The organism is Candidatus Enterovibrio escicola, assembly GCF_002464935.1.
GTDB lineage: Bacteria > Pseudomonadota > Gammaproteobacteria > Enterobacterales > Vibrionaceae > Enterovibrio > Enterovibrio escicola.
In genome coordinates, this window is record NZ_NBYY01000019.1 from 1 (window position 1) to 10411 (window position 10411).

The window sequence follows — 10411 nt, forward strand, 5'->3', positions numbered from 1 at the left end:
TTTATAGCGAAACATTGCTGTCTCTGTTAATGAGAGTTTGTAATAACCCCTGTCCTTTTTCCACTCCGCCAGTTTGTCCTCTTTTAAAGCCTTTACAGCTTTATTTCTAGGATGCCCTTCCTCCCAGTACCCCGCGTTGCTTCAAGGTGGAATAGTGGGCGTTATTCCTTTGTTCTTCGGTACGTGGTGATACGCTCTTCGAACGCTTACTAATGCAGGTGTATGTAGGGGATTTAATCGGGATATTAATCAATATAAAAACCAAATTGAGTAAGATTTTTAATCCACGAAGTGGGAGTTTAGAAATACCGTTCACCATCAGTGCCATTTCAATCTCGGTATCCGGAAATATAAATATAGGGCCACGATAACAGTGATGCTTTAAACAATACCATGCCTTAATAGCAGTGACGTCTATCCAAAAAGTCACTGAGCCACGGTTTACTAATTCTTGATTATATTGTTGCCAGTTGCTGATCTTGTGCCTTGCCTTTCCCATCATCACCTCCTACTTAACTCCATGATGATCTAATCGTAGAAATTACGATTAGTTCAAATATTTAGGAAACAACGCCATTGAAAGCAATGAAAGACAGTTATTACTGTATCTTTTCAAATCTCGGTACACTGAGAAACGTTAGCACTTAATTGTCCTTGCGATATCGGAGATTAGAATTTTCCATTTTAAAATGGCTGTAATTTAACCTGAGTTACGCATAAGAAATAAACTAAATACCAAAGTTGCGATCTCATCGTTTAAAAAAATCATTGTCTGCATAAGGACTTGGGCATGTATAACTTTAACTCTGTTTTCGTCGATGTCGATGACCTCTGCTAGACTTCCCTCCCTACATGGAAAAAACACCTCATTTCTTCCGGTATCAAACAAAGAAACAAACCTTCTCACCTCTCCGTTAGCGAAGTGATGATGATAGTGATAACTTTCCATCAATCTAAGTATCAAAACTTCAAAACCTATTACATCCACTTTGTTTGTCGCGACCTCACTAACGCATTTCCTGAATTAATTAGTTACAGGAGGATGCTCAAACTCATGCAAGATGTCCTAATTCCGCTTTGCTCTTACCTTACTCACCGTCAAGCAAGGCCAACAGGGATTGCCTTTGTTGATTCATCTAAGCTACAGGTTTGTCATAACCTACGCATTTTCAAACATCATGTTTTCAAAGGTACCGAAAAGCGAGGCAAAGGAAAGATGGGGTGGTTCTACGGTTTTAAATTACACCTTTTTATCAATGACCAAGGTGGCATTATCTCAGTCAAAGTGACGATGGCTAACGTGGATGATAGAAAGCCTGTGTCGGAAATGATTGACGAGCTTTGGGGGTGTTTATATAGAGGTAAAGATTATATCTCTGGTCCATTGCAGAGGGAATTTACAGACAAGGGAGTGACACTGATAACGGGTATAAAAAACATGAAACCCAAAATGATGAAACTTTGGAAACGATTTATTATTGAAACTGTTTTGCTCAACTAAAAAACATATCCCAAATCGAACATTCTCGGCACCGTAGTTGTATTAACTTTATGGTCAACTAGCTGGCGAGGCTTATCGCATATTCATTTCAACTAAAAAAGCCGAGCTTCAAAATGACTATGGTTTGATAAGCAAGCGCTTATGTAGATCTGCGGTTAATTTAGTATCTTCTTCCCGTGTCTAACTGCTGATGATGCATGGTAGTACTACTTGTTTCCTTGGAGAGGAAAGAAGAGCGTAGCACTTTCGGTAGTTGGCTTCCTCGTCTATCATAGACTATGAGTGTCGTAGTTATTATCTTAATTCAGTGGTTAATTTGAAAATACAGAGTGTTTATTTAAGTATTTATAGGGGATATCATCATTGTTACCCTCTCTTTATTCAAAAAGAACCTCATATTTCTTTTCAAGGTGAAACACTATAGAAAATACAAGGTGAGATAAACTGAATTATGCGTTGGTAATTAGTGAGTGATAAGGGAAAATAAACGATCTACGCCTTCTTTCTAGGACGTAGATCATATCCGTGGAAGTGCTGTTAGTCTGCTCATGCTTTTAGGCGTAAAGTCTGAAGAAGTTCATCACGTCGCTGTGGTGTAATCACTGACCAGTGTTTGCCTTTTATAGCGCCTTCCAAAGCCCAAAGCAATTTAAGGCTCAGTAAGTCATCATGAGAATTTTGAAGAGCTTGATATGCGCGCGCAGAACCCTGGTTATGTAATTTATCAACACTGTCGATTCCAACTTTTCTCAACATACGCTCGGTAGCAAGCCGTAGATTCGGAAGATCTTTAATACGATTTGGAATCCTAGTCTTTTTTACTTGCTTGTCATCTCGTGCAATGTCAAGTGCACGTGTCGCAAAGTCCATCATTACGTCTGTTTGTTCCCACCAAATTTCAGGAACACTGTAGTATTTGGTTATAACTGGAAAACCTCGTTTTTTGTAAACGTAAGGTTGCATGTATAAACGTTTAAAGTCGGCTTCGTTTTTCTGGCCGGCGCGTAGGTGTAGATGATTGTTTACAACCAATGCGAACATAGCCTGATCGCAGAATATACCGAAGCCACCGAACATGGAACGCGACGTAACTGAGTCCAGACATTCGAAGAATTTGAGCGTGTTTTTAAGAGTGGGTGTATTCATGCTACTTATTCTCAATCAATACGTTTTTAGATGAACGATTAAGCAATGGTAACGTGGCCAAGCTAATTCAGAACATCGTCATTAAGGAACTTGAGGATACCATCCTGTGAGATGTTAACGTGATCGCCCGCCTTGCTACTATACATACCGTATGTTGCATCACGTAAGGTCGGAAGGCGGCCAAAGTTTTTTCGACAGGATTACCCTCTTTTTGCTTCTTGATACTGAGAAGCTCGACTATCGTTATTGCTAGTCTCAGAAAGTTAGATATCTGTTCAGATAGAACACTATCCTAACTTAGGAAATATAGTTTTTTACTTACCATTGAAGTCATACTAGAAAGCTCTGTCAATTATTCTATATTTTATAGGTACATTTTTCACCATAAAACTAGACATTAACATTAGTTGATGTAAATTATTGTTACAGTCAATGTGAAAATAACCCACATGTCTCCGACTGAAAATCAACCCTCCTGAGGAAAATATTTGGCCGTTTAATAGATAAACAGCTGATTAAACTGAGCTACACATGAGAAATCGACTCAATTTTCAATCTGATCATTTGAATTAAAGCATCAGTCAAAAAATGACTTTAGTAGACATAAATTAGACGCTATTTTCATCGAAATCGATGATTCTTATCAAATATCCCCTCATGCTTGGGCATGATACCTAATTTCTTTCGGTATCAAACGAAGAAACAAGCCTTTTCACCTCTACGTTAGCGAAGTATGACGATAATAATAACTTTCGGCATTATTTCCCAAATATCTAAACTAATCGCAATTTCTACGATTAGATCATTATGGAGTTAAGTAGGAGGTGATGATGGGAAAGGCAAGCACAAGATCAGCAATTGAAAACAATTTAATCAAGCATTAGTAAACCGTGGCTCAGTGACTTTTTGGATAGACGTCACTGCTATTAAGGCATGGTATTGTTTAAAGCATCACTGTTATCGTAGCCATATATTTATATTTCCGGATACCTAGATTGAAATGGCACTGATGGTGAACGGTATTTTTAAACTCCCACTTCGTGGATTAAAAGGCTTGCTCAATTCGGTTTTTATGTTGATTAATATCCCGATGAGATCCCCTACATACACCTGCATTAGTAAGCGTTTGAAGAGCATAAAAGTTAAGTACCGTTTGCCGAATCGAGGAGCTGTCACTCACTTCATTAGTGATACCACAGTCCTAAAAGGATACGATGAAGGTGAATAGAAAAAGCTTAAACACTGTAAGGAGAAACAACGTATCTGGCGCAAACTTCATCTTGCCGTTAATTTGTCTACTCATGAGATTATTGCTGCAGAAGTTAGCCTAGTTTTTGTGGGTGATAATGAGGTTATACCTGTATTACTTAACTCATTATGACGAAAGATACAGCAAGTCAGTGCTGATGGAACCTATGATATAAGAGCATATCACCACGTATCGAAGAACAAAGGAATAACGCCCACTATTCCACCTCGAAGCAACGCGGGGTACTGGAAGGAAAGGCATCCTAGAAATAAAGCTGTAAAGGCTTTAAAAGAGGACAAACTGGCGGAGTGGAAAAAGGAAAGGGGTTATCATAAGCGCTCATTAGCAGAGACAGCAAGGTTTAGCTATAAACAGTTGCTCAGTCCTAAACTTACTCTTCGTAATCACAATGCGCAAGTTAGTGAAGCGCTGGCAAATGTGAAAGCGATGAACAAAGTTATGATACTCGGTATACCTGTTCGCCAGCAGAAAAGTTAAGACTATAAAAATATTTAAATCGGTGCATTATAGGCCTGATTTAGTCAAAAATACCTTAGCTTTCCATCAATCTTGGTATCGAAACTTCAAAACCTATTACATCCACTTTATTTGCCTCTACCTCACCAACTAATTTCCTGAATTAATCAACTACACGCTAATACTCAAGCTCATGCAAGGTGCTCTGGTTCTACTTTGATCTTACCTTACTTACCGTTAGGTAAGGCCGATAGGGATTGCCTTCGTTAATTCATCCAAGCTACTGGTTTGTCACAACCTACGCATTCTCAGACATCAGGTTTTCAAAGGTACTGCGTAGTGAGAAAAAGGAACGATGTGGTGGTTTTACGGCTTTAAATTACACCTTATTATCAATGACCAAGGTAGCATTATCTCAATCCAAGTGACGACGGCTAACATGGCTAATAAGAAGCTTGTGTCGGAAATGGCTGACGATCTTTGGGGCTGTTTATACAGAGATAAAGGTTATATCTCTAGTCCATTGGAGTGGGAACTCGCAAACAAGGGAGTGACTCTAATAACAGGTGTGAAAAGAAATATGAAACCCAAAGTGATGAAACCTTAGGACCACCTTATACTCCGGAAAGGATTTATTATTGAAACTATTTTTGCTCAACTAAAAAATATATCCCAAATTGAGCATTCTTGGCACTATAGTTATATCAGCTTTATGGTCAACTTGCTGGCGGGGCTCCTCGCATACTATTTCAACCAAAGAAGCCGAGTATCAAGATGACTCGGCTTGATAAGCAAGCGCTTATTCAGATCTGGAGTTTTTTACCGTGTTTATGGTTTTTCCATTCACCTTCACCGTATATCTTTAGGCTTGTGGCATCAATAACAACGTGGGAAATAACTCCTTAATTCGGCAAACGGTATTTAAATTCTACGTTCTTTAAACGCTTACTGATTCAAGTGATGTAGGGAATGTCATCGGGACATTCATCAACGTAAGAACCGGATTGAGAAAGCCTTTTAATCCACGGAGCGGGAGTTTGAACATACCTTTCACCATCAGTGCCGTTTCAATCTCGGTACCCAAAAATATAAACCCACGGCTACGATGACCGTGATAATCTAACCTTAGGAATGGCGATTAGTTAAAATATTTTGAAAACAACCCCGTTAAAACCGTACGTACACTAAAATGCAACATTGGATATGGATAACAGATTGAAAAGTAAATCGAATGTTTTTATTTACGGTAACCGATGCGTAAGCAGTGATTTTTTCAATCGAGGCTCCCAAGTATACCAGTTCAGGTAATGGCTATTCTTTTTACCTCCAAAGAATCATTTATTATCTACTTCCTAGCAGAACACCACCTCTTGTACCTTTAAATAGAAAGAAAGTGTGGTTACACAGCGGGGTAGAAATTTTTTAAACTAAGACAAGCCGCCGCATTGGTGCGTATGTATAGCCCTAGATACCTAGATAGGAGTCTCGGATACCCGCATCGTTCATAGAATATTCATCAATTTGCTCTTTATCCCTCCCTGCCTAACAAGCCATGTATATCTATCCAAATTAGAAATTTCAGCACTAAACGGTAGTTTTAGGTGATCTCCAAGGTTAATACCACAATTTTAAATTGTTTTTATGTGACAAGAAAACGATATTTAACGTTAACGATAACCCTAATGATCACTAGGAAAATAAAGGCCTTGCACACAAGGAACAACCTCTTGAATACATGCTCAAGATTAATTCAAAATTCTTATAGACTGAAAAATTTTTAAAAACGAAACGTTAATTATTTGATTTGGCGGAGAGATAGGGATTTGAACCCTAGGAGGGCTATAAACCCCCGCCGGTTTTCAAGACCGATGCTTTAAGCCACTCAGCCATCTCTCCAAAGCCTTTTCTATAATAATCAACATATGTTCGGTTGTAAACCCACTAATGTGCATTTAGATGTTTTGTTGCAAAATTATTGCAGAAGTAAAAACGTACTGATTTTTAAATTCAATTAGGCTAACCTCAGATCTGCATAAACGCTTGCTTATCAAACCATAGTCATCTTGATACTCGGCTTCTTTGGTTTAAATAGTACGCGAGGAGCCCCCGCCCGCAAGTTGCCCATAAAGCTGATATAACTATAGTGCCGAGAATGCTCAATTTAGGATATGTTTTTTAGTTGAGCAAAAATAGTTTCAATAATAAATCCTTTCCGGAGTATCAGGTGGTCCTAAGGTTTCATCACTTTGGGTTTCATATTTCTTTTCATACCCGTTATTAGTGTCACTCCCTTGTCTGCGAGTTCCCGCTCCAATGGACTAGAGATATAACCTTTATCTCTGTATAAACAGCCCCAAAGATCGTTAGCCATTTCCGACACAGGCTTTTTATTAGCCATGTTAGCCGTCATCACTTGGACTGAGATAATGCTACCTTGGTCATTGATAATAAGGTGTAATTTAAAGCCGTAAAACCACCACATCGTTCCTTTTTCTCGCTACGCAGTACCTTTGAAAACCTGATGTCTGAGAATGCGTAGGTTGTAACAAACCTGTAGCTTAGACGAATCAACGAAGGCAATCCCTATCGGCCTTGCCTGCCTGTGAGTGAGGTAAGAGCAAAGCGGAACTAGAATACCTTGCATGAACATTCGCATGTAGCTTATTAATTCAGGAAATTCGTTGGTGAGGTCGCGACAAACAAAATGGATGTAATAGATTTTGAAGTTTTGATACCTAGATTGATGGAAAGTTATCACTTCGCTAACGGAGAGGTGAGAAGGCTTGTTTCTTTGTTTAATACCGGAAGAAATTAGGTGTTTGTCCCATGCAGGGAGGAAAGTCTAGCAGACGTCATCAATATCGACGAAAACAGCGTCTAAGTTATTCATGCTCAAGTCCTTGAGCAGTCTATAGTTTATTTCAAACGATCAGATCGCAACTTTGGTATTTAGTTCATTTCTTATGTAAAATTCAGGTTATCTTAATTAAAATTTAGACTCTTCGATATGGTATATATACAGGTTCCCACATATGTCTGGCCAGCTCTTCTTCAATACTTCTTCCATGTAAACAACTGGTTGGGTCATTTGCTCGTATATCTTCCAAAATCACTTTAGCCACAACAGTGGATACCGTTCTCAGATCCTGAATCCGAGGATACACACATCTCTTTTCTAGATCTTTTTCCGATACACATCCCGCAAGCGCATAAGATGCGGTCGTAAACATACCTAATGTCACTTTAGGACAGTTAGAAACAATAGAGGCAAGACCAACACCCGGGAATATAAATACATTATTTCCCTGACCAATACGGAATTCACGACCTTGATATCTTACATTCGTAAAAGGACTACCTGTCGCAATAATGGCTTGACCGTCACTCCAATGATAAAGATCGTCAGGATCTGCTTCACAATTGGCTGTTGGATTAGACAATGGAAAAATCGTTGGACAAGCACTGTACTCCATCATCTTTTGAACATGCTCAGCCTTAAATGCACCACCTACTCCACTCGTTCCTAATAGAACCGTAATGGGATGATGATTAATCAACTCTATTAATGTTACTTTATTAGCAGTTCCCGTTTTCCACCCCTCAGCAATAGAACGCGGTTTTGCATAGAACTTTTTATACTCATCTAAACCTTCACGATCTTCAAATACTAGACCGTGTGAGTCTAAAACAAAAATTTTATCTTTTGCAGCTTGATGTGTGCTGCCCTCTTTTAATAATCCTGCATAAATCTGATGAGCAACACCAATTCCTCCAGCTCCTGCACCGTATACAACATAGGTTTGATCAGATAATTTTTCTTGCTTAATTTTACATGCACCCAGAATACCCGCTAAAACAACTGAACCTGTACCTTGAATATCGTCGTTAAAAGAAGGCAAAATATTCTCATAGTCACTTAAATTATCAAAGGCATTAGATTTACTAAAATCTTCCCATTGCAATATGGCGTTAGGAAAATGACAGGTTACTTGTTTTACAAAACGTTTAATAAATCGTTTATACTCTTCACCACGCATACGAAGACGAGGAGTACCTAAGTACATTGGATCATTAAGCAGGTTCTGATTATCTGTTCCGACATCTAGCACTATAGGTAAACAGTGTGCAGGATGAATACCCGCCCCAAGCGTATAGAGAGAGAGCTTACCAATTGGAATACCCATCCCGCCGACACCTTGGTCGCCAATACCCAAAATACCTTGACTGTCCGTTACAACAATAATTTTTATCTCTTTTCCGCCAAACTGACGTGCCATCCCACCCATTTGGTTTACATTATCTTCTGTTACATATAAACCCCGCGCTTTTTGATAACGGTGACTAAATTCTTGGCAGGCTTTACCCACCGTTGGTGTATAGATTATTGGTGTCATTTCTTCAACGTGACGTGATAATAACGCATAAAATAATGTTTCATTTCTATCCTGTAATGAGCGTAGAAATAAATATTTTTCGATATCCGTTGAAGCATTACGAAAACCATCGTACACACGATCTAATTGATCTCTGAACGTTTGTACACGCGGAGGTAATAATCCATTTAATTGGAACGCTTTGCGCTCTTCATAGGTAAATGCTGTACTTTTATTTAATGTCCTATCATTAAGCAATTCAGTGCCAGTAAGAGAAACAGGCCTAAACACATCACCATGTTCATCTTTCCAACATAGATATTTACCTATAGTCATCACGTTTCTCCATGTTCCATTATAAGATCAATATCAGTATATCTTATTCATCTAATCACAAGGAAACTATAATAGATCATGTATTAAATAGGTTATTTTTCATATGAAATACCTATTTAACACATAGCCATAACATGAATATCTTTGCGATAGCGTAGATTGAAATTTCCAGTTCCAAAAGGCGTTATTGATTAAATCAGGCCTATAATTCACTGATCAAAATTTCCTTTACAGTCTTAATTTATCTGCTGGAGAACAAGCATACCGAGTCTGATAACTGTGTTCATTACTTTCACATTTGCCAGTAGTTCACCAACTTGAACATTGTAATCACGAAGAGTTAGTTTAGGACTACGCAACTTCTTATAGAGATACATTTCTGTTTCGACTAATGAGCGTTTATGATAACCACTTTACTTTTTACACTTCGCCAATTTGTCATCTTTTAATGCCTTTATCGCTTCATTTCTAGGATACCAATCTTCCCAGTAACCTGCGGTGCTTTGAGGTGGGATAGTGAGCATTATTCCTGTGTTTTTCAGTACGTGGCGACATGCTTTTGTGTCATATGTTCTATCAGTACTGACTTGTTGTATCTTTCGTCGTAATAAATTAAGCAATGCAGGTGAAAACTCATGTCACCCACCGACATTATGCTAACTTCGGCGGCGCTAACCTCATGAGTAGATACATCAACGGCAAGATGAAGTTTACACCAGATACACGGCTCCTCGCCTCGGCAAACGCCAGTTAACTTTTATAGTCTTCAAACGCTTACTAATGCAAGTGTATATAGGGAACTTCAGCGGGGATATTTATCAATGTAAAAACCGAATTGAGAAAGCCTTTTAACACACGAAGTGGGATCTTGAAAATACCTTTTCCATCATCACTGTCCACTTAACTCCATAATGATCTGATCGTAGGAATTACGATTAGTTAACCTGAGTTGCGCATAAGAAATAAACTAAATGCCAAAGTTGCGATCTCATCGTTTAAAAAAATCATTGCCTGCATAAGTACTTGGGCATGTATAACTTTAACTCTGTTTTCGTCGATGTTGACGACTTCTGCCAAACTTCCCTCCCTACATGGGAAAAACACCTGATTTCTTCCGGTATTAAACAAAAAAACAAGCCTTCTCACCTCTCCGTTAGCGAAGTGATGACGATAGTGATAACTTTCCATCAATCTAGGTATCAAAACTTCAAAACCTATTACATCCACTTTGTGTGTCGCGACCTCACCAACGAATTTCCTGAATTAGTTAGTTACACGCGAATGCTAAAGCTCATGCAAGGTGTTCTAGTTCCGCTTTGCTCTTACCTC

General features: G+C 38.7%; 2 protein-coding genes, 1 tRNA gene and 9 pseudogenes. 4 read left to right on the plus strand and 8 right to left on the minus strand.

Going from position 1 to position 10411, the window contains the following annotated elements; translation table 11 throughout:
• Nucleotides 1-499, minus strand: a pseudogene (locus tag BTN49_RS07330) (transposase); the annotation flags it as partial.
• 291 nt (nt 500-790) lie between these two features.
• On the opposite strand from BTN49_RS07330, the pseudogene BTN49_RS07340 reads away from it, so the two are divergent.
• Nucleotides 791-1629 (plus strand): annotated as a pseudogene (locus BTN49_RS07340) (IS982 family transposase).
• A gap of 418 nt (nt 1630-2047) precedes the next feature.
• Here BTN49_RS07340 and BTN49_RS07345 read toward each other — a convergent pair.
• Complete coding sequence (locus tag BTN49_RS07345; protein WP_097356638.1) at nt 2048-2647, minus strand: TfoX/Sxy family DNA transformation protein; 600 nt, start codon at nt 2645-2647, stop codon at nt 2048-2050.
• A gap of 850 nt (nt 2648-3497) precedes the next feature.
• Between BTN49_RS07345 and BTN49_RS07350 the strand changes: the two are divergent.
• Both BTN49_RS07350 and BTN49_RS17905 read left to right on the plus strand, forming a co-directional pair.
• Nucleotides 3498-4394 (plus strand): annotated as a pseudogene (locus tag BTN49_RS07350) (IS5 family transposase).
• A 283-nt stretch (nt 4395-4677) separates the two neighbouring features.
• Nucleotides 4678-5151: pseudogene (locus BTN49_RS17905) on the plus strand (IS982 family transposase).
• Nucleotides 5152-5188: 37 nt separating this feature from the next.
• Here BTN49_RS17905 and BTN49_RS17910 read toward each other — a convergent pair.
• The 6 genes and pseudogenes from BTN49_RS17910 to BTN49_RS20820 form a co-directional block, all read right to left on the minus strand.
• Nucleotides 5189-5490: pseudogene (locus BTN49_RS17910) on the minus strand (transposase); the annotation flags it as partial.
• Between the two features lie 688 nt (nt 5491-6178).
• Nucleotides 6179-6269 (minus strand) — tRNA-Ser (locus BTN49_RS07375).
• 126 nt (nt 6270-6395) lie between these two features.
• Nucleotides 6396-7263: pseudogene (locus BTN49_RS22255) on the minus strand (IS982 family transposase).
• Nucleotides 7264-7366: 103 nt separating this feature from the next.
• On the minus strand, nt 7367-9082 hold the full coding sequence (locus BTN49_RS07385; protein WP_097356641.1) for an NAD-dependent malic enzyme: 1716 nt from the start codon (nt 9080-9082) through the stop codon (nt 7367-7369).
• A 236-nt stretch (nt 9083-9318) separates the two neighbouring features.
• Nucleotides 9319-9800: pseudogene (locus tag BTN49_RS17920) on the minus strand (transposase); the annotation flags it as partial.
• A 6-nt stretch (nt 9801-9806) separates the two neighbouring features.
• A pseudogene (locus BTN49_RS20820) lies at nt 9807-9964 on the minus strand (transposase); the annotation flags it as partial.
• A gap of 147 nt (nt 9965-10111) precedes the next feature.
• Here BTN49_RS20820 and BTN49_RS13140 point away from each other — a divergent pair.
• Nucleotides 10112-10411 (plus strand): annotated as a pseudogene (locus tag BTN49_RS13140) (IS982 family transposase); the annotation flags it as partial.

Bases quoted from the DNA above. Each gene is read 5' to 3' on its own strand.
- BTN49_RS07345 (WP_097356638.1), bottom strand. From the start codon at position 2,647: ATGAATACACCCACTCTTAAAAACACGCTCAAATTCTTCGAATGTCTG.
- BTN49_RS07385 (WP_097356641.1), bottom strand. From the start codon at position 9,082: ATGACTATAGGTAAATATCTATGTTGGAAAGATGAACATGGTGATGTG.